Annotated in this window: 15 protein-coding genes; 7 read left to right on the forward strand and 8 right to left on the reverse strand. The window is 41.7% G+C overall.

The annotated features are described in order from the left end of the window. The first annotated feature begins 122 nt into the window (after nt 1–122). Together B9Y81_RS02640 and B9Y81_RS02645 are read left to right on the forward strand one after the other, a co-directional pair. Nucleotides 123–1,406 (forward strand): O-acetylhomoserine aminocarboxypropyltransferase/cysteine synthase family protein, encoded by a 1,284-nt coding sequence (locus B9Y81_RS02640; RefSeq protein WP_085535433.1) that lies wholly within the window; start codon nt 123–125, stop codon nt 1,404–1,406. Nucleotides 1,407–1,418: 12 nt separating this feature from the next. Further along, on the forward strand, nt 1,419–2,528 hold the full coding sequence (locus B9Y81_RS02645) for an acyltransferase family protein (protein ID WP_085535434.1): 1,110 nt from the start codon (nt 1,419–1,421) through the stop codon (nt 2,526–2,528). A gap of 802 nt (nt 2,529–3,330) precedes the next feature. On the opposite strand, the gene B9Y81_RS02650 is transcribed toward B9Y81_RS02645, so the two are convergent. Beyond that, the gene (locus B9Y81_RS02650) at nt 3,331–4,485 is read right to left on the reverse strand and encodes a glycosyltransferase family protein (RefSeq protein ID WP_085535435.1); all 1,155 of its coding nucleotides are present in this window, start codon (nt 4,483–4,485) and stop codon (nt 3,331–3,333) included. Between the two features lie 154 nt (nt 4,486–4,639). After that, complete coding sequence (locus B9Y81_RS02655; protein WP_085535436.1) at nt 4,640–6,796, reverse strand: elongation factor G; 2,157 nt, start codon at nt 6,794–6,796, stop codon at nt 4,640–4,642. Between the two features lie 397 nt (nt 6,797–7,193). On the opposite strand from B9Y81_RS02655, the gene hemW reads away from it, so the two are divergent. The 3 genes from hemW to B9Y81_RS15245 all read left to right on the forward strand — a co-directional run bounded on the left by hemW (nt 7,194) and on the right by B9Y81_RS15245 (nt 9,200). Then, nucleotides 7,194–8,321 (forward strand): radical SAM family heme chaperone HemW, encoded by a 1,128-nt coding sequence (gene hemW / locus B9Y81_RS02660; RefSeq protein WP_085535437.1) that lies wholly within the window; start codon nt 7,194–7,196, stop codon nt 8,319–8,321. A 140-nt stretch (nt 8,322–8,461) separates the two neighbouring features. Then, nucleotides 8,462–9,037 carry an ATPase gene (locus B9Y81_RS02665; RefSeq protein ID WP_085535515.1) on the forward strand — a complete coding sequence of 192 codons (576 nt, stop codon included), beginning with the start codon at nt 8,462–8,464 and terminating at the stop codon, nt 9,035–9,037. Continuing rightward, a complete protein-coding gene (locus tag B9Y81_RS15245) occupies nt 9,030–9,200 on the forward strand; it encodes a hypothetical protein (RefSeq protein WP_176221433.1) in 171 nt (56 codons plus the stop codon). Before B9Y81_RS02665 ends, B9Y81_RS15245 begins: the two co-directional genes overlap by 8 nt. 78 nt (nt 9,201–9,278) lie before the next feature. Here B9Y81_RS15245 and B9Y81_RS02670 read toward each other — a convergent pair whose 3' ends face one another. Genes B9Y81_RS02670 through B9Y81_RS02680 form a run of 3 tightly spaced genes read right to left on the reverse strand, consistent with a single transcriptional unit; the run spans nt 9,279 to nt 12,997 of the window. Next, nucleotides 9,279–11,438, reverse strand: coding sequence for a S46 family peptidase (locus B9Y81_RS02670; RefSeq protein WP_085535438.1), 2,160 nt, complete (start codon nt 11,436–11,438; stop codon nt 9,279–9,281). 19 nt (nt 11,439–11,457) lie between these two features. Next, entirely contained in the window at nt 11,458–11,940 is a 483-nt protein-coding gene (locus B9Y81_RS02675; RefSeq protein WP_085535439.1) for a CYTH domain-containing protein, read from the reverse strand. Nucleotide 11,941: 1 nt separating this feature from the next. Continuing rightward, a complete protein-coding gene (locus B9Y81_RS02680; protein WP_085535440.1) occupies nt 11,942–12,997 on the reverse strand; it encodes a DUF2027 domain-containing protein in 1,056 nt (351 codons plus the stop codon). Nucleotides 12,998–13,060: 63 nt separating this feature from the next. Here B9Y81_RS02680 and B9Y81_RS02685 point away from each other — a divergent pair, with 63 nt between their 5' ends. Together B9Y81_RS02685 and porE are read left to right on the forward strand one after the other, a co-directional pair. Continuing rightward, nucleotides 13,061–14,281, forward strand: coding sequence for an S-adenosylmethionine:tRNA ribosyltransferase-isomerase (locus B9Y81_RS02685; RefSeq protein ID WP_085535441.1), 1,221 nt, complete (start codon nt 13,061–13,063; stop codon nt 14,279–14,281). 51 nt (nt 14,282–14,332) lie between these two features. Further along, on the forward strand, nt 14,333–16,315 hold the full coding sequence (porE, locus tag B9Y81_RS02690) for a PorE family type IX secretion system protein (protein ID WP_085535442.1): 1,983 nt from the start codon (nt 14,333–14,335) through the stop codon (nt 16,313–16,315). A gap of 230 nt (nt 16,316–16,545) precedes the next feature. Here porE and meaB read toward each other — a convergent pair whose 3' ends face one another. From meaB to B9Y81_RS02705, 3 genes are read right to left on the reverse strand one after another with little or no spacing between them, the layout of a single operon-like run. After that, complete coding sequence (gene meaB / locus B9Y81_RS02695; protein ID WP_085535443.1) at nt 16,546–17,640, reverse strand: methylmalonyl Co-A mutase-associated GTPase MeaB; 1,095 nt, start codon at nt 17,638–17,640, stop codon at nt 16,546–16,548. A 12-nt stretch (nt 17,641–17,652) separates the two neighbouring features. After that, nucleotides 17,653–18,756 carry a DUF1573 domain-containing protein gene (locus B9Y81_RS02700; RefSeq protein ID WP_176221434.1) on the reverse strand — a complete coding sequence of 368 codons (1,104 nt, stop codon included), beginning with the start codon at nt 18,754–18,756 and terminating at the stop codon, nt 17,653–17,655. 36 nt (nt 18,757–18,792) lie between these two features. Then, nucleotides 18,793–19,170 carry a DUF1573 domain-containing protein gene (locus B9Y81_RS02705; protein WP_085535516.1) on the reverse strand — a complete coding sequence of 126 codons (378 nt, stop codon included), beginning with the start codon at nt 19,168–19,170 and terminating at the stop codon, nt 18,793–18,795. Nucleotides 19,171–19,214: the final 44 nt, after the last annotated feature.

Below are 19,214 nucleotides of genomic sequence, written 5' to 3' on the forward strand. Positions count from 1 at the left end.
AACAGCGACGGAACGGCAATATTTAGCTATTAAATAAAAAATAGGCTTTCAGCGCTTCTTTTGCATTGTTTTTTGCGTACTTTGTGACACAAAACGATTATAAATTAATTTTTACTATAAAAATGGAAAAACAATTGAAGCCGGAAACGCTCTGTGTTCAGGCAGGCTGGCAACCCAAAAAAGGAGAACCACGTGTACTTCCTATTTATCAAAGCACAACGTTCAAATACGAAACCAGTGATCAGATGGCAAAGCTGTTTGATCTGGAAGAAAGCGGATACTTTTACACCCGATTACAAAACCCCACCAACGATGCCGTTGCGGCTAAGATTGCCGCGTTAGAGGGAGGCGTTGCCGCAATGCTAACGTCGTCAGGACAGGCAGCCAACTTCTTTGCCTTCTTTAATATATGTGAAGCGGGAGATCATATCGTGAGTGCAACAGGTATATACGGAGGAACCTACAATTTACTTGCCGTTACGTTAAAAAAGCTTGGCATTGAATGTACGTTTATCGATCAGGATGCTTCAGAAGAGGAGATAGCAAAAGCATTCCGTCCGAACACCAAGCTGTTGTTCGGCGAATCAATTTCAAATCCGGGAGTAATGATTTTGGATATTGAAAAGTTTGCGCGTATCGCACATGCGCAAGGCGTACCGCTAATGATAGATAACACGTTCGCGACCCCGATCAACTGTCGCCCGTTTGAATACGGTGCCGATATCATTACGCATTCAACAACTAAATACATGGATGGGCACGCCACAAGCGTTGGAGGTTGCATAGTAGACAGTGGTAATTTCAACTGGGATATGTATGCCGATAAGTTTCCGGGGTTATGCAATCCGGACCCCTCCTATCACGGACTCACGTATACTAAAAAATTTGGAAAACTGGCCTTCATTACAAAAGCAACCAGTCAACTGATGCGTGATTTAGGCGCTATACAATCTCCGCAAAACGCGTTCCTCCTTAATCTGGGGTTAGAAACGCTCCATTTAAGAATGCCTCAACATTGTAAAAATGCTCAAGCAATAGCCGAATGGTTGGAGAAGCACGAGAAAGTTAGCTGGGTTTGCTATCCCGGTTTGATAAGCAACAAACATTATAACCTTGCGCAAAAATATATGCCGAGAGGTACTTGTGGTGTAATGTCGTTTGGCTTGAAAGGAGACAGACAGAAAACTACTTGTTTCATGGACAATCTTCAATTAGCAGCTATCGTTACACACGTTGCTGACGCCCGCACTTGTGTTCTTCATCCGGCCAGTCATACACACCGACAATTAAGCGAAGAGCAATTAATAGAAGCAGGCATAGCCCCTGATCTGATCCGCCTTTCCGTCGGGATTGAAAGTGTTGACGATATTATAGCAGATTTGGAACAAGCCCTGAATAAAATTTAAATTCACACAAGTATGCGACCGACAAGCCTTCCCCCGCAAAGATTGCTCTCTATTGATGTGCTCCGGGGATTTGATATGTTTTTCTTAGTTGGTATTGGAGACGTTTTACGTCGTTTCATCAGCGGCTTCAACACCGGTTCTTTAGACCCTGTGATGTATCAATTAAGTCATGCAGAATGGATTGGATTCACGGCATGGGACATCATCATGCCGCTATTCCTTTTCACAAGCGGATTATCGATGCCCTTTTCTTTCGGCAAATTCAGGGATCAGGGGCATAGTAAAAGTCAACTGTACAGAAAAATCCTGAAGCGATTCTTTCTGCTCTTTTTACTCGGTTGGATCGCGCAAGGAAACCTACTTGATTTAAGTTTGGATCGTTTCCATATTTACTGTAACACATTACATTCGATAGCCTTTGGTTATTTGATCACTGCGATTATTATCTTGAATATAAGGAGCATACCCAAACGGCTTATTGCCGGAAGTTCCCTGTTACTTATTTACTGGATCCTGCTGACATTTATCCCCGTGCCCGGACATGGCATCAATGCATTAACACCAGACGGCAATGCGGCAATATACATTGATCACCTACTTCTTGGTAAGTTCGACGACGGCACACAATATACGTGGGTGATAAGCAGCTTGGGATTCGGGGCTACCGTCTTTTCCGGTTATTGCGCCGGCTTGATTATGAAACATAATTACCTACCGGCAGAGCGACTTCGACATCTGCTCATTGCAGGAATTCTGTTGATTTCCGCCGGTTTACTTCTTAGTATGCAAATGCCCATTATCAAAAAAATCTGGTCTTGCTCCATGATTCTTTTAAGCAGTGGCATTTGTTTTCTGCTTTTAGCATGTACTTATCAAATTACGGATAGATGGAAAATACAATCCGGATTAGTGCAGGTTTTCCGTGTGCTTGGTCTTAACTCTATCGCGGCATATATGCTTCATACTACATTTGGATTAGGACAGATATCAGCTACATTATTGCGTGGTTTTGAGCAGTATAGCGGCTCATTTTTTCCCTGCATTGTTGCTTTAGGAGAGTTTTGCATTCTCTATTTAATTATCCGGCACATGTATAAACACAATATATTCCTGAAAGTATAGGACGGGATAATACAAAAAAATCCTCCTTCAGATTCTAAAAAAAAAACTGAAGGAGGTAATTTTTTCCGCTTTACTCTTTCACAAGGTCTAATCACGGTGTATTTCTATTATTTTATCACTAGTTCACTTCCAATTATTTCGCCCTCGCAGGTTACTTACTTTTATTAGAAAAGTTGAGAAGCTACTTATCAAATTTGCTTAACTATTGTTCTATGTAAATGTCTGTTATTACATTCTCTAAATCATTGTCTTGTTAGTATCAATAATAACAGCTTTTAATCCATGATTATAGATTATCTTTTGGAAAGAGTATGCCTATAATCAAATAATTCTAACTACTAATTCTAATTCTAAATTCTAAAAAATTATAAAGTTCTAACTTGTCAATTATCCATTTTCGAAGGACTTCCGCGCTCGGACGTTCCCTTTTATGACAACAAAGATATAACAAAGTTTCGTTATGCCAAATTTCGAAACAACATATTTTCGTTTTTTGTAATTATCGTTTATAAAAAACACGCATATAGAAAATTAAATTCGCACATTATACCCCTATAAGCATTGATTTTCTTGACTACCGCACTCCAAATAGCCAATAGAGATACTCTATCAGCCGATAAGAAGTTTTGCAAATCAATAATTTCATTATTCGAAAATCACAGCGATTTCATAAGAATTTTTCCTTTATTAGCCATAATCGGTCTTAAAAAAAACACATATCCAACTAAAAAAACCTGAAAACGCAACTAATCCGATGATTATTCAGGCGAAAATAAATATGCACGAACAGATCAAGTTGATTCTATATAGACAAACTTTTGCCAAGTCGGGCAATCCAATGAACAAACAAGCGAGATAATAAACCGAGCTGAGTTTCTTTGCGAAGCAGATCCTCACGAAACTCTCTTAACACAAGCCAGTCTGCTTGCTTTACCCAATACTTAAAATCTTGATTAGGTTGGTGCTTTTCGGCAAGTTCGAGCAATGTATCCAGATTAAACTCATCTGATATAGCACCGGCGCCGGACTGCATAGCGTCGTAGGCATTACATGTTTGTTCGATATGGGTAGGTATCATCAACACCGGCTTGCCCAGATACATTGCCTCGCAAACGGACTCAAACCCCGCGGTTGTTGCATAGGCTTTGGACCCGGCCATATACTGAAGGAATAATTCATCATCCAACTGATGAAAAGACAAAGTATTATCGATATCTACTCTTTTCTCGACATCTTTCTTATCCCAAAAAAAATGCAGCGGAACATCCGGATTATCAGTATGCCAGCCTTTAACTTCTTCTGCGAATCCACTATTTAGCAGATAACCGTGCAGGTAATCTCCTTTCTCAGGCTTAATTGAGAAAATTTCCTTACGCAACAACGGGGGCACAACAATGATACGGGCATCCGGCAACTCACGCATCTTACGGAATGAGAGAGCGAGAATCTTGGTTGCTCCTATTGTAGTCAGGCGGGTAAAAAATTGCAATGAAGCTAAATTAAGTTTCCTTTCTTTTGGGAACTGAAAATCAGGATGTAAAAAAAGGTATTGATGCGCAATACTGATCATATGCGCCTTCGGACGGAAAAATAAATAGGTAAGTCCGGTGAGCAGTTCGTAGAAATTAACGACTACTTCGGCGTCTGTTTCTTTGATCATCCGATGAATAAATCGGATGCCGGAAATATACTTATGTTGGCGTACAAGATTATATGCTACGGTTTTAAGCATATTAACTTGCTTGTTTTTTGCTGTAGGAAGAAAATTCGGACTTTCAAAAGAATATACCGGAGCCGCTATTTTATCACTAAAAAAAGATGGGATAGTCCGCGCAGGACTTTTTCCAACCAAAACTCCGACTAATTTATGACCATCTTTTTCCAGCTTCTGTCGCAATGACAATGCCTGTGTCAAATGCCCACGTCCTTCTCCTTGTATGATAAATAATATTCTCATATAACTGCGGCATAAATGGTTTGGATAACTTTCAGTTATTACATCACCAAAAGAATGCATTCACCATTACAGTATGAAGACGAACAAGTGAAAAAAGGATGTAAAGGAAGGGGAAGTTCCACCCCCTTCCTTTAGTTTTTATGGATTATCAAAATCAATCATCTTCCTGAGAAGCTTCGTATTCTTTCAATAATTTGTCCTGAACATCCGCAGGAACAAGTTCATAGTTAGCAAATTTCATCATGAAAGAAGCACGACCACCAGTTATCGAACTTAACGATGTTGAATAGTTTGACATTTCTTTCAAAGGAACTTTTGCCTGAAGTTTTTCATAACCCTTTTCACTGTTCATACCCATGATTATCGCGCGTCGTCCCTGAAGGTCTCCCATCACATCACCAAGGAAATCTGCCGGAACAGACACTTCTACATCATAAACAGGTTCCAGAATCTTCGGTCCTGCTTCTTTAAAGGCCGTACTGAATGCGTTACGACCGGCAAGCATGAACGAGATTTCATTACTATCTACCGGGTGCATCTTACCATCGTAAACCAACACGCGCACATCCCGGGCATACGATCCGGTTAGCGGTCCTTGTTCCATTCTTGCCATTAGTCCTTTTAATATGGCAGGAAGGAAACGGGCATCGATAGCTCCACCCACAATACAGTTTACAAACACCAGTTTGCCACCCCAATCCAAATCAATCACCTGCGTATCACGCACGTTCATTTTAAATTCCTGACCGCCGAAACGATACACATCCGGAGCCGGCATACCTTCATAATAAGGTTCAACAATCAGATGCACCTCGCCAAACTGACCGGCACCACCGGATTGTTTTTTATGTCTGTAATCCGCACGGGCAGATTTGGTAATTGTTTCACGATAAGGAATCTTAGGCTCCAGAAACTCGATCGCCAACTTATCGTTATGCTCAATTCTCCACTTCAGCGTACGCAGGTGGAATTCTCCCTGACCGGAAACAATCGTTTGTTTCAGTTCTTTTGATTGCTCGATAACCCAGGTTGGATCTTCCTGACGCATACGGCTCAATATTTCACTCAGCTTTTCCGAGTCCGCCTCATTAACCGGTCTTATCGCACGACGATATTTTGAGTTCGGATATTTTACAAAGTCAAACTTATAATCTACCCCTTTACCGTTCAATGTATTGCCCAGACGTACGTCTTTCAGTTTAACAGTAGCACCGATATCTCCGGCCACCATTTCGGGCACCTGCGTTCTGGTTTGTCCGGCAGGAACAAATAATTGCGCGATACGTTCTTTGGAACCGCGGGTTGAATTCTGCAAATCGTCACCTTCTTTAACCTTTCCGGAGAGTACCTTAAAGTAAGACACCTGCCCGATGTGAGGCTCCGTCATTGTTTTAAAGAAGAACAAACTGGTTGGTTCTTTTACGTCCGGCGTTACTTCAACACCTTCGGTAGTTACCAAACGTGGCATTTTATCCGTACAAGGTACTACATTGCCAAGGAACTCCAGCGTACGACGCACGCACATATCGCGAGCGGCAGAAACACAGAAAACAGGAAACATTCCGCGCGTAACTAATCCGGCACGAATACCGGCACGCATGTCATCTTCGTTTAAAGTTCCTTCTTCAAAGAATTTCTCCATCAACGCGTCATCGTGTTCAGCAGCGGCCTCCACTAATATTTTATGCAGGTCCATTGCTTTTTCGGATTCTTCTGCTGGAATTTCAAGCACCTCGGGCACTCCTCCCTCCGGTTTCCAACGATACATTTTCATCTTTAGCACATCCACAATGGCATTAAACTCAGAACCGCTATTGACAGGGTATTGAACAGCAACCACCTTGTCGCCATAACGTTCTTTCAGTTGAACCATTGTACTATCATAATCGGCCTTATCATTATCCAACTGGTTAACCACGAAGATAACCGGCTTGTGGAATTGTTCTGTGTAACGGAACTGATTAATCGTGCCAACCTCAACACCGTATTGCGCGTTTAGCACCATCAAAGCCGTATCTGTAACGTTTAAAGCAGACACTGCCCCTCCGATAAAGTCATCAGCACCCGGACAGTCTATAAAGTTTAACTTCCTGTCTTGCCACTCAACACTAAAAACGGTTGAGAACACTGAATACTTATATTCCTTCTCAACCGGGAAATAATCGCTCACAGTATTTCCGGCCTCAACTGTTCCGCGACGTTTTATAACTCCACCCTCGTAAAGCATTGCTTCAGCGAGAGTGGTTTTCCCAGAGCCCGAACTTCCCAGGATAGAGATGTTCTTAATTTCATCCGTTTGATAAACTTTCATGATATCAGATATTAAATTTATGTTTAACTAAAAGAATAAATCCGTTTCTTCGTGAGCCTGCAAATTATAGATTATGAGGAAGATTTACAATTTAAGCGTTCTGTTTGAAAACATATTTCTGTAGCACCGCTGACACACATCCTTCACGGCTATGTTTTTATTCTTTCTTTTAATGCAAACATACTTTGTTTTAATATAAACATACTTTATTTTCCTTTTTCTATATATATGGAAAAAGCTTTCTACAGCTGTGGTAAAGTTTTTCCATATATATAGAAAAACTTTACCACAGCTGTAGAACAAAATAAATAAAGGATATAAAAACAAGTATATAGGTTAGTCGGGAAATTATATTCTACTTTTGTATCGTATCTTTACCGCAAAAAAAACACACCGAATGGCCGGACTTTATATACACGTTCCTTATTGCGCGAAAAGATGTATTTACTGCGACTTTTTTACCAGCACCAACCAAAAGAGCAAAGCTGCTTATGTTGATGCTGTATGTAAAGAACTTATTCTTCGTAAAGATTACCTGAAGGGCGAATCGCTGCGAACCATTTATTTCGGAGGTGGAACGCCTTCGCAGCTTTCAGCAAATAATTTCGAGCGCATCTTCGACACCGTCTTTACCTATTATAATACGGACAAGTGCGAAGAAATCACCCTTGAAGCTAACCCCGACGACATGACGCCGGAATACGTACACTCGTTGCAAAGCCTCCCCTTCAACCGGGTGAGCATGGGGGTGCAAAGTTTTCAACCCGAGGATTTGATTTTCTTAAACAGGCGGCATGACCGCCAACAGGCAATTGATGCCGTAGCTACGTGCAAGGCAAACTGCTTGTCGAATATCAGCATCGACCTGATATACGGTCTGCCCGGGCAAACACCGGAACAATGGAGCCAAAACCTGGATGAAGCAATTGCGCTGAAAGTGCCGCATATCTCCGCCTACCATCTTATATATGAAGAAGGAACTAAGCTCACTAAATTGAAATCCGCAGGAAAAGTACTTCCGGTAAGCGAAGAGTTCAGCGAAGATTTCTTCACGCTGCTGATCGATAAACTAAGCAAAGCCGGCTACCTGCATTACGAGATTTCTAATTTCGCTCAACCCGATTGCTTTTCCAAACACAACAGCGCTTACTGGGACGAAACAACCTATATAGGTATAGGACCATCGGCCCACTCATTCGATGGAAACAGCCGCCAATGGAACATCGCTTCCATGAAACACTACCTGTCCGGAATAGAAACAGGTGTACCAAACGTTGAAAAGGAATTGTTAGACGCGAACACAAAATACAACGAATACATCATTACAGGACTAAGAACAATGTGGGGTGTTCGTTTAGACAAAATAGAAGAAAAATACGGTTTGGAAAAGAAAAACTTCTGCTTAGCACAAGCCGATACGTATATTAAAAACAACTTATTACTGCATCACGAAAACAGTTTAAAGCTATCTGCCAAGGGAATTTTCATCTCCGACCGCATTATGAGCGATCTTTTATACGTTTAACACGAGGACGAAACAGTACGTTTCGCCTACAAACCCTTCGATTTTAAGGACATTTAAGTATCCGGCTGTTCTATTTTTTATGAAAAAAGCTTGTGATATTAAACTATTGTATATATTTGCAGAGTGTAAACAATGTGAAGGTGCCCTATTTATATATAATATCAGGATGTAACGGTGCAGGAAAAACGACTGCTTCTTATACTATTTTGCCGGAAATGCTTAAGTGTAAGGAGTTTGTCAATTCTGACGAAATAGCGAAAGGACTCTCTCCTTTTAATTCTGAGAACATTGCAGTAGCGGTTGAGGCAGGACGAATAATGTATAAACGAATAAAAGAACTTATCGCCGCTCAGGAAACATTCGCATTAGAAACAACTTTGGCCACCCGTTCAGTCGTAAAACTGATGCAGGAGGCTCAAAAAGCTGGTTACTATGTTACTTTGCTCTATTTTTGGCTTAACACGCCGGATTTAGCAGTAGAACGGGTAAAAATGAGAGTAGCAGCCGGTGGGCATAACATCGAGGAAAGTACAATTCGCAGACGTTATGAAGCCGGAATACACAATTTATTTGAATTATATTTACCGGCCAGTGACTATTGGATGATTACAGACAACTCTATGACTCCAATGGAAATTATAGCCAAAGGTTTTAAAGAAGATAAAAAAGAAATTTTTAATCCCATTGTTTTTAAAAAACTTGAGAATCATGAATGAGAAAGAACAAAGAGAATTTGATGAGAATATCCTGAAAGGGGCAAACATCGCTTTCCAACGTTTGGTTACAGAAAAGAAGAGAGTGAATGGTGAATTGGTCTTTTCACGCAACGGTAAAATTTTCCGTGTTAAAGCATCAGACTTGGATAAATTCACATTTTAAGAAATTCTTATCAGAAAATACAAAAAAAGCGGGTGATTTTTAATCATCCGCTTTTTCCGTATATACACGTAACTGCAATTATTCTTTGATATTCATTTCATTCAGCAAATATCCGGCTCCGGCATATTTATCGATTATAAACAATACGTATCGGATGTCAACTATTATACTGCGCTGATAATCCGGCAGGTATTGAATATCACCGCCTACACCTTCCCAGTTTCGGTCAAAGTTTATCCCGATCAGTTCGCCATTGGCATTCAGAACCGGGCTTCCTGAGTTTCCTCCCGTTGTATGCGTGGTTGCACTGAAAGCCACGGGCATCTGACCGGTTGGCATGGCGTATCTGCCGAAATTCTTTTCAGCATAAAATTTCTTTAATTGATCGGGAACAACAAACTCCCAGTTGTCAGGGTCTTCCTTTTCCATTACACCGTCTAACGTTGTTTGGCAACGGTAATAAACTGCATCATGGGGTGTATAGCCTTTTACCTGACCGTATGTAAGTCGCAAAGTAAAGTTTGCATCGGGAAAATTCGCTTTATCGCCGTACATTTTCAGCAGACCTTCTACATAAGTTTTATGTGCAATGGCATAGCCGTCTTCAAAGTTGGCAAGATCCTGAGTCAACGCTGCCTTTTCTTTCTGCACTGCAACAGCAAAAAGGATCATCGGATCGTTCTCCAAGGCTTTGGCAGAAGGCGAAGACATGAACTTTTGCATATTTCGTTCATCTCCAAACACCGATTTCGCAAACAAATCATCCACAAAACGACCTACATCACCTTTAAAGCGTTTGTCAATTACCGAAAAATAAGCCGGTTGAGAAGCCGGAGGAAGCAATCGTCTGTATTCTTCCAACATAACCTTGGCTATTTTCTTATCGACTTCGGCCGAATAGTTTTTATCCTTAAATCTCTTATAAGCCATTTCTAACAACCGAAGTTGTTGTTGCTGCTCAGCCTTGTCTTTCGCACGAAGTGCATCGCAAAGCGTTTGTATATCTGTTGGCACACGCGTAAATTCTATCCCACGCGATATGGCTTCGTCCAGCATCCAACTGCGAAAACGCAGGTCCTTTCTTTCATGAATGAGTTGCTCCAAGCTTAAAAGCGCTTCTTCATAATCCGGTTGACAGTTTTTCCTTCCCCATTCGATCAGTTTGTCTTGCTCTACTTTTTTTACCTGCTCCAGGTTATGTTTGTTAATAGCCCAATTACTTCCTATCGAATTTTTATACGCATTGGTAGAGCCGGCGTATTTACTTGAATATTGGATACGCACAGCCGGGTCATTCAGCATTTCTTCCAGCATTACTTGCTGACGTAGTTCGCGGATATTTATACGTACGGTATTATCGATATCCCGTCTTTCGGCTACTTCCCATGACGTATAATACTTATTCGTACGACCGGGAAATCCCATCATCATCGCAAAATCGTTCTCCTGTACTCCTTTCAAGGAAATATTCAGCCAACGCTTGGGGCGAAGAGGTACATTTTGCTCGGAATATTCCGACGGATTCCCATTCGCATCTGCATAAACACGGAAAACAGAGAAGTCACCCGTATGCCGAGGCCACATCCAATTGTCCGTATCAGCACCGAATTTACCAATGGAAGAAGGTGGCGCACCAACCAAACGAACGTCTGAATAGGTTTTCTTCGTAAACATATAATATACATTACCTCCATAAAAAGGCTTAATCTCCACAGAAAGTCCCGGATTATTCTGCAAGTAAGCATCTCCGGCACGCGTTTTAGCCAATCCGTTCAGGTATTTGGGAGAAAGAAAGTTCATATTATTCGGATCATCCTCCTTCGCGAGTTCTTTCTTCACAAAATCGGTTACATCTTCTATCTTGTCAATAAACGTAACTGTTAATCCGGGATTAGGGAGTTCTTGTTCGCGAGACATTGCCCAGAATCCATTTGTAAGATAGTCATTCTCCAGCGTACTGTGCATTTGTATCTGTCCGTAACCACAATGATGGTTCGTCAGCAACAAACCTTCGGAGGAAACCATTTCGCCCGTACAACCACCACCGAAAATAACAACCGCATCTTTAAGTGCTGATGAATCCGGACTGTAGATATCGTAATCCTGCAACTTTAGCCCTAAAGCCTGCATTTCGGGAAATTTCTGTTGTTTCAACAACGGCAATAGCCACATTCCCTCATCTGCCTTCAAGGGAAAAGCCAAGACCGTCACGATAAGTACAAGTAATCCTTTTTTCATTTTTTTATTTTTATAGTATTTATTTTTCTACAGGAAGCCATGTAGCATAAGGATGTTGCGACAACATCGAATTATAATAGCGGTTTTCTCCTGTCACTTCTTCGCCCAGCCAATCCGGCCGTTCAAAAGATTCATCTTCGCTTGTCAGTTCTATCTCGGCAACGACCAATCCTTCGTTGCAGCCATGAAACACATCAACTTCCCACGTATGCCCCTCAAAAGGCACCAAATGCCGGACTTTGTCGATCACTCCGGATTCACAAAGCGTAAGTAATACTTCTGCATCAGCTACCGGAATTTCGTATTCAAACTCACTTCGCACAAGTCCTGCTTTATCGGAGGCTCCTTTAATAGTCAGGAAAGCTTTCTCTGCACGAATACGCACACGCACGGTTTTATCAGGGGCCGCACAAAGATAGCCTTGCACAATCCTTTCAGCACGTATTACCGCATCCCGGAAATTGCCTGAAACTAAAAACTTACGCTCTATTTCAATTGCCATTTTATTTTATGGTTACCATTGTTGCTCCAAATCCATATTCGCGAAATGAAGCATCCTGATAATAATACGATTTATATTTTGTTTTTAATTCTTTTTCGATCGCATTTCGCAGCACACCGTCGCCTTTACCGTGGATAAATACAATTTTTTGGCCCTTCTTTCCTGCGTATTGGCTCAATACTTCATGAAATTTATCTAATTGACAAGTCAGCATATCCGTATTACTTAATCCGCCTGTATTATCCAACAGTTCATGAATATGCAAATCAACCTCGATCACGGCTGTAGCTTCTTTATGCTTCTTTACAACAGGCTTGGGAGCGCGTCTATCCTCTTTCGCTTTCTGCATCATGGCTTCTTGCAAATCTACCGCCGAAACGAGCAATTCTTTTTCAGGCACATCCTCCCTCACAACCGGAAACACCAATGCGTCTTCTTCAAAGAAGTCATTCTCCATAAAACAATGGACTTTATAGAATTTCACGGTATCCGGACGGAGTTCTACCGAAACGGTATTTTTCAAGGCAAACGGCTTGTCTTTTTTGAATGCCACAAATTGCACACAAATGCGTTCTAATTTATTTAATTCGGTTTTATCGAACTCTTCCATGAATATTTTTGTATTCGGTTCGATAATTCCGTTATAGCGACTTATCCAGCTATTGTTCTCTCTATTCATATAGTTTACGAACAGGTAATAATTGCTGCTATTTACAAAATAGGCTTCATAGCCTGTTTGCTGAAAAGCTTTCGGATCAACGGGCAGGTAAGCAAGGAATATGTTCAATCGCTCTCCTTCGGCAGTTTCTTCGATTATTACTTCTTCCGGCACAGGAACCGGGCGTTTAACCTCCGGCTGAACAGAAACCCGGGGTTTATTTGAGCTATGCACCTGCGGTCCTGCATCCGAAATCACCACGCATTCACGAATAAGCGAAGGTACTTCAAAACCATCTTCATCTTCTACCAACACTTTGTCTTTTCCGGTAAAACCTGTCACAACACCACCTCCTACACTATTCAGAAAGCGAACTTTATCTCCTACTTTTATCCCCATATCGTCTCTACCTATGATTGTTATACGGACAAAGTTCACTAATTTTGCGCAGATAATAAAAAAATGACTGTAAAAACTAAGCAAATACATATAGCGGAATACAACTATTCGCTACCCGATGAGCGTATCGCGCGCTTTCCATTGGAAAAACGGGATGAATCCAAATTACTTCTGTACCGCGATGGGGAAATTAACGAAAGTGAGTTTAAGCATCTGCCCGATTTCTTACCGAATGGTGCTTTGATTGTATTCAACAACACGCGGGTAATACAAGCCCGGCTGTTGTTCAACAAATCGACCGGTGCGAAAATAGAAATCTTTTGCCTCGAGCCGGTTAGCCCGCACGATTACGCATTGATTTTTCAGCAAACCGAACGTTGCAGTTGGTTATGCCTTGTAGGAAACGCGAAAAAATGGAAAGAGGGCATACTCGAGAAAGAGATCCTGGTTGACAATAAGAACGTAACCCTTCGCGCGGAGAAAAAGGAAAGTTACGGCGAAAGCCATCTGATTGAATTTTCGTGGAATAACCCGGAGCTGACTTTTGCCGAACTTCTCGATGCTGCCGGAATATTGCCAATCCCTCCCTACCTCAACCGTGAAACGGAAGAAAAGGATTTACGTACCTATCAAACGGTTTACTCCAAGATTAAAGGCTCTGTGGCTGCCCCTACGGCCGGTCTTCATTTTACCGACGATGTGCTAAAGGAGTTAGACAATCAGGGGTTCGTACGGGAAGAGGTAACATTGCATGTTGGTGCAGGCACTTTCAAACCGGTTAAGACCGAAACCATTGAAAACCACGAGATGCATACCGAGTTTATCTCGGTTAACCGTAGTTCGATAGAGCACATCAAAGAGAATATCGGGAATATTATTGCAGTAGGTACTACCTCGGTTCGCACGTTGGAGAGTCTTTATTATATAGGAGTAACCCTGTCGCGCAATCCCGAAGCAAGCGGTGAGGAGCTAACCGTAAACCAATGGATGCCCTACGACGACGCGAACAATCAGTTGAGCATCGACGAATCTCTACAGCATATTGTGGATTATCTGGATAGACATCAATCCGACAAACTCCTGACCGCGACGCGTATAATCATTGCACCGGGGTATGAATTCAAGCTCGTGCGTGGAATCATAACCAATTTCCACCAACCACAAAGCACCTTGCTGCTGTTGATTTCCGCATTTGTAAAAGAAAACTGGAAGCCGATATATGACTATGCCCTTGATCACGACTTCCGTTTTCTTAGTTATGGAGATAGTTCCTTGCTTCTATAAGCAATAAGAACAGACTTACAACGTTATAGAATAAGAAATTTAGCGTATCAGATGACTTTGCGTACAATTATATCTTATATCTTTCTTCTCACCGTACTTACCGGAGGATTATCTTCATGTAAGACAGCCAAACTTGCAGATGCTGAAGAGAAGCAGCGTATTGGAGAGTATTTCGAGGCAGCCGCTATCTACCGGAAAATATATGCTAAAACGTCTGCCAAGAAACGTGATCTGCGAGGTTATATCGCATTCCGTATGGCCGAATGCAATCGGTTGATCAACAATACGCCTCGCGCAACAAGTGCTTATCTCAACGCCGTGAGGTATAATTATCCGGACAGCGTTGTTTATCTACGTGCCGCTCAGATGGCACATAAAAGCGGAAGATATGCGGACGCTATAAAAAGTTACGAAGAATACCTCACCTATAAGCCGGACGATCAACTGGCGCTAAATGGCATTGCCGGAGCAGAGCAAGCTCCCGATTGGCGCAAAAACCCCACAAAGTACCTGGTTAAACGCATGGATAAATTTAATTCACGCCGATCGGAATTCAGTCCTATGCTTTACGGCAGTATGTACGACCAACTTCTTTTCGCCTCTTCCAGGAGTAAAGATAAAGACGCCAAAATCAGTGCCATAACCGGACTGAACAACAATAACTTTTTCTTAGTAAAGCAAGATGAGAAAGGAGACTGGCTGGCTCCTGAAGAATTAACCGATCCCGTCAATACGGAATTCGACGAAGGCACTCCCTCTTTCTCTGCAGACGGCAGCACAATGTATTATACCTATTGCGCCCAAGACCCCGAAGGCAACCGCACCTCCGAAATCTACGTTTCGAACCGCAGCAGTGCTTCCTGGGGAAAGGGAACAAGAGCATCGATCGTAAAAGATTCGGTTACGGCATTGGGTCATCCGGCCATCTCACCGGACGGGAAATACCTCTATTATGTATCCGATGCAGTAGGAGGTCACGGGGGAAAAGATATTTTCAGGTCTCGCTTAATAGGTAGTGATTTCGGTCCCATGGAGAACCTCGGGCCGGAGATCAACACGCCGGGAGATGAGCTATTTCCCTACGTGAAAGACTCTGTTACACTTTATTTCGCATCAAACGGACATCCGGGGATGGGTGGTTTAGACCTCTTTAAAGCTACACAAGACAGCACAGGGAGGTGGACTGTAGAAAACATGAAAGCCCCCATTAATTCCATGGCAGATGATTTCGGAATCACCTTTGCAGGAAATAAAGAACAAGGCTTTTTTAGTTCCAACCGCAACGATGCCCGCGGAAACGACCATATCTACTCCTTTGAATACCCTACATTTAAAGTATTTATAGAAGGGATTGTTTTTGACGCCGATGAATATCCGATAGAAGACGCTACCATTCGCATTGTAGGCAGAGACGGACTGAACGAGAAGGCCATTGCAAAGAAAGACGGAACCTATAAAATAGAACTTGAAAGAGACATCAGCTACGTAATGATGGCAAGCGCCCGTGGTTACCTCAATCAAAACTTCGAGCTAAAGACCGATCCGGAAGAAAAAAACGAAACCTATATTGTCGACTTCTTCCTCTCTCCGATCAGCAAGCCCGTTGTAATAGAAAACATCTTCTACGACTTCGACAAAGCGACATTACGTCCGGAATCAAAAGAAGCCTTAGACGAGATGATCAAAATGCTGAACGACAACCCCAACGTAACCATCGAACTGGGTGCCCACACCGACCGCAAAGGAACAGACGAATACAACGAACGCCTGGCACAACGCCGTGCTCAGTCGGTAGTAGACTACCTCATAGCAAACGGCATCCAGACCGATCGATTAGAAGCAAAAGGCTATGGAGAGAGCATGCCCAAAGTAATCAACAAGAAAATGGCTAAAGAATTCGACTTCCTGAAAGAAGAAGATATTTTGACCGAAGAGTTTATACTCACGCTCACACCCGAACAACAGGAAACAGCCGACCAAATAAATCGCCGAACAGAATTCAAGGTTTTACGAACAAACTACAACCTGTTTTAACAATTCAAATTTTCCGCAAAACAAAAGCTGGTAAAACTACATCCTTTATTAAAAAAAAGATATCCTTTATTTTTTCGGAAATAAAGGATATTTTTTCAAAAATAAAGGATATGTTTTTACACCTTTTACATTCGTTGATTTTCAACGTTATTTAAAATTGAAGATTTTAACAAAAAGAAGCTCGTTTTTATGTTAAAATGGGGAGAAAAACAACTGTGTCTGAATCAATCTTACTTCTTAATATCAGACAGAAAAGTTTCCATCATGCGATGTGCGGCAACAAACGAACTAATTTCATTTTTCAACACCTGATCTTCTGCTTCTTTTATTGAAGCCTGAACTGCTGCGTTGTGATAAAAAGCATTACGAAGAGAATCGTTTATGCTTTCATACATCCAGTATTTTGACTGTTCTTTGCGCTTAAGCGTGAAGTAACCGTTGTCTCGGGTGAATTGTAAATATTCATCCACCATATCCCAGATTTTCTTTATTCCGATATTGTAATAGCCGGAATAGGTCAGCACCTTTGGCGTCCAACCGGATGCGGCGGGCGGGAATAAATGTAGCGCATTTTTAAATTGGCTGGCAGCCAGATTGGCTTTGTCAATATTATCGCCGTCGGCTTTATTAATAATAATACCGTCTGCCATCTCCATAATACCACGTTTAATGCCTTGCAGCTCATCCCCCGTTCCGGCTAATTGAATCAGGAGAAAGAAGTCCACCATTGAATGTACGGCAGTTTCACTTTGTCCGACACCTACAGTTTCCACAAATATGGTATCGAATCCGGCAGCCTCACAAAGAACAATGGTTTCCCGTGTTTTACGGGCAACTCCACCAAGCGAACCTGCTGAGGGAGAAGGACGAATAAACGCGTTCTTCTGACGTGAAAGCTCCTCCATTCGTGTCTTATCACCAAGAATACTGCCCTTAGATCGTTCACTGCTGGGGTCAATAGCTAATACCGCCAGTTTGCGTCCTTGCTCGAGCAGGTGCATACCGAAAGTATCTATTGACGTACTTTTGCCCGCTCCCGGTACGCCGGTTATACCGATACGCATCGATTTTCCGGCATGAGGAAGGCATTTCTCGATAATTTCCTGCGCTAACACCTGATGTTCCGGAAGAGAACTTTCCACTAAAGTTACGGCTTGACTCAGGATTGTGATATTCCCATCCAGGATTCCTTTCACAAACTCGTCAACGGTATAGGCTTTACGTTGTGTTCTTTTTTTCAGATAAGGATTGATAGTCGGCATCGCCGCTACTCCTTTATTTACTTTTAACCCTTTGTATTGGTTATCGTTTTCAGGATGTTGCATAGCGTTTGGCTTTTATTTTTCTGCTGTAACTTTTATTAATCTGACCGGACCATTCGGATCATTACAAACAACTGTAATTGTTGATTCTAATTTTACTTTAAAATCTTTAGGCCGAATAGCTATTTTAAAAGAAGCAGAGGCATCCGGTTTCAACTCTTTCTTTCCTCCACTTATATCAATCACAGGGTCGTCTGAAGAGACACTGTATATGATTAACGGCGATTTTCCTTTATTTGTAATTTCAAATGTCCTGGTTTCTTTTCCACCAAGTCCTAAGATAGTACTTTTTTTCTCCACTTTTCCGAAATCCACTAAAGTAGATGAAATTAGAGCAGCCGGTGCTTTTTCCTTATCAGAAGGTGATAATTTAGTGAAATCATCAATAATATTGGCGGATAATGTGATGTTCTGAACAATAGGTGCGGCACCTTCTGCTTGCACTTTTACGGGAAGAAGGAGATGATAACGACCTTTTCGGCCTACACCATTTGCATTCAGGAGAAAAACGATTTCGCCCACTTCGTTCGGACGAATAGACATCGGACGTGCTTCGGCTGTAATAAAGGAAGGTAATTCTTCAAATCGAACGGTAATTGTCTTTTCTCCGGAGTTCTTTACTTCTATTTTCTCGCTAAGTGTTTCATTCGGACGAATCGTATTAAACGATATTGCTTTAGACAATAGCTTCAGTTCACCGATAGAGTAGGGATAATTACGAGACAACACGACTGCCGGTTTACGCTGAACTTCACCTTTAATAGTCATCACAAAACGCCTGGTATCGGCGTTGCTGTAAACGGAAATTGTTTTATGAAAACTGCCTGGTCGTCCTTCAGGATCATACCATATTTTAATTTCTTTTGTTCCTCCGGGAGGCACCGGTTCTTTAGACCATTCGGGAAGAGTACAACCGCAGGAAGTAGTAATACGATCAATTACAAGTGGAGTCTTTCCCGCATTTTTCACCAAAAAGACATGCTCTACTTCTCCTTTTTCTTCTTTAATCAGACCAAAATCATGATTGGCTTTATCTACACTGATCTTCGTCTTATCCTGTGCAAGAAGTAGAGAACTTGAAAGTAAAAAAGTAAAGATTAGGAAAGTTAGCTGTCTCACCTGTATATGGGTATTATTAAGGGAAGGGAAGTTCAATTATTGAACTTCACCTCTTATTGTTAAAACGAAACTACCGGTTTTACCATTGCTGTAAACAGATATTGTTTTAGCAAACGGACCCGGACGTCCTTTAGGATCAAACGTAATTTTGACCTCACCTGTCTTTCCCGGAGCAATAGGCTCTTTTGTCCAAACCGGAGTGGTACAACCACAAGACGCGATAACACGTGTAAGTACCAAAGGAGCATCTCCCGTATTCGATATTTTAAAAGTATGCGTTACTGTTCCGTTATCTTCCTGAATTGTACCGAAATCGTGCGTTGCTGTTTCGGCAGCAATAACAGCTTGGCTTTGAGCAAAAGCTCCTCCTGTCATTAAAAGTAAAGACATGAAAATAAATACAATCTGTTTCATACGTTCTTTATTCATTTATAATTAATTACTCGCAAAGTTAATAA

This window comes from Massilibacteroides vaginae (assembly GCF_900178525.1).
Classification (GTDB): Bacteria; Bacteroidota; Bacteroidia; order Bacteroidales; family Tannerellaceae; genus Massilibacteroides; species Massilibacteroides vaginae.

Excerpts from the sequence above, each read along its gene's own strand:
- B9Y81_RS02640 (WP_085535433.1), top strand. The coding sequence starts at position 123 with ATGGAAAAACAATTGAAGCCGGAAACGCTCTGTGTTCAGGCAGGCTGG.
- B9Y81_RS02645 (WP_085535434.1), top strand. The coding sequence starts at position 1,419 with ATGCGACCGACAAGCCTTCCCCCGCAAAGATTGCTCTCTATTGATGTG.
- B9Y81_RS02650 (WP_085535435.1), bottom strand. The coding sequence starts at position 4,485 with ATGAGAATATTATTTATCATACAAGGAGAAGGACGTGGGCATTTGACA.
- B9Y81_RS02655 (WP_085535436.1), bottom strand. The coding sequence starts at position 6,796 with ATGAAAGTTTATCAAACGGATGAAATTAAGAACATCTCTATCCTGGGA.
- hemW (WP_085535437.1), top strand. The coding sequence starts at position 7,194 with ATGGCCGGACTTTATATACACGTTCCTTATTGCGCGAAAAGATGTATT.
- B9Y81_RS15245 (WP_176221433.1), top strand. The coding sequence starts at position 9,030 with ATGAATGAGAAAGAACAAAGAGAATTTGATGAGAATATCCTGAAAGGG.
- B9Y81_RS02670 (WP_085535438.1), bottom strand. The coding sequence starts at position 11,438 with ATGAAAAAAGGATTACTTGTACTTATCGTGACGGTCTTGGCTTTTCCC.
- B9Y81_RS02675 (WP_085535439.1), bottom strand. The coding sequence starts at position 11,940 with ATGGCAATTGAAATAGAGCGTAAGTTTTTAGTTTCAGGCAATTTCCGG.
- B9Y81_RS02680 (WP_085535440.1), bottom strand. The coding sequence starts at position 12,997 with ATGGGGATAAAAGTAGGAGATAAAGTTCGCTTTCTGAATAGTGTAGGA.
- B9Y81_RS02685 (WP_085535441.1), top strand. The coding sequence starts at position 13,061 with ATGACTGTAAAAACTAAGCAAATACATATAGCGGAATACAACTATTCG.
- porE (WP_085535442.1), top strand. The coding sequence starts at position 14,333 with ATGACTTTGCGTACAATTATATCTTATATCTTTCTTCTCACCGTACTT.
- meaB (WP_085535443.1), bottom strand. The coding sequence starts at position 17,640 with ATGCAACATCCTGAAAACGATAACCAATACAAAGGGTTAAAAGTAAAT.
- B9Y81_RS02705 (WP_085535516.1), bottom strand. The coding sequence starts at position 19,170 with ATGAAACAGATTGTATTTATTTTCATGTCTTTACTTTTAATGACAGGA.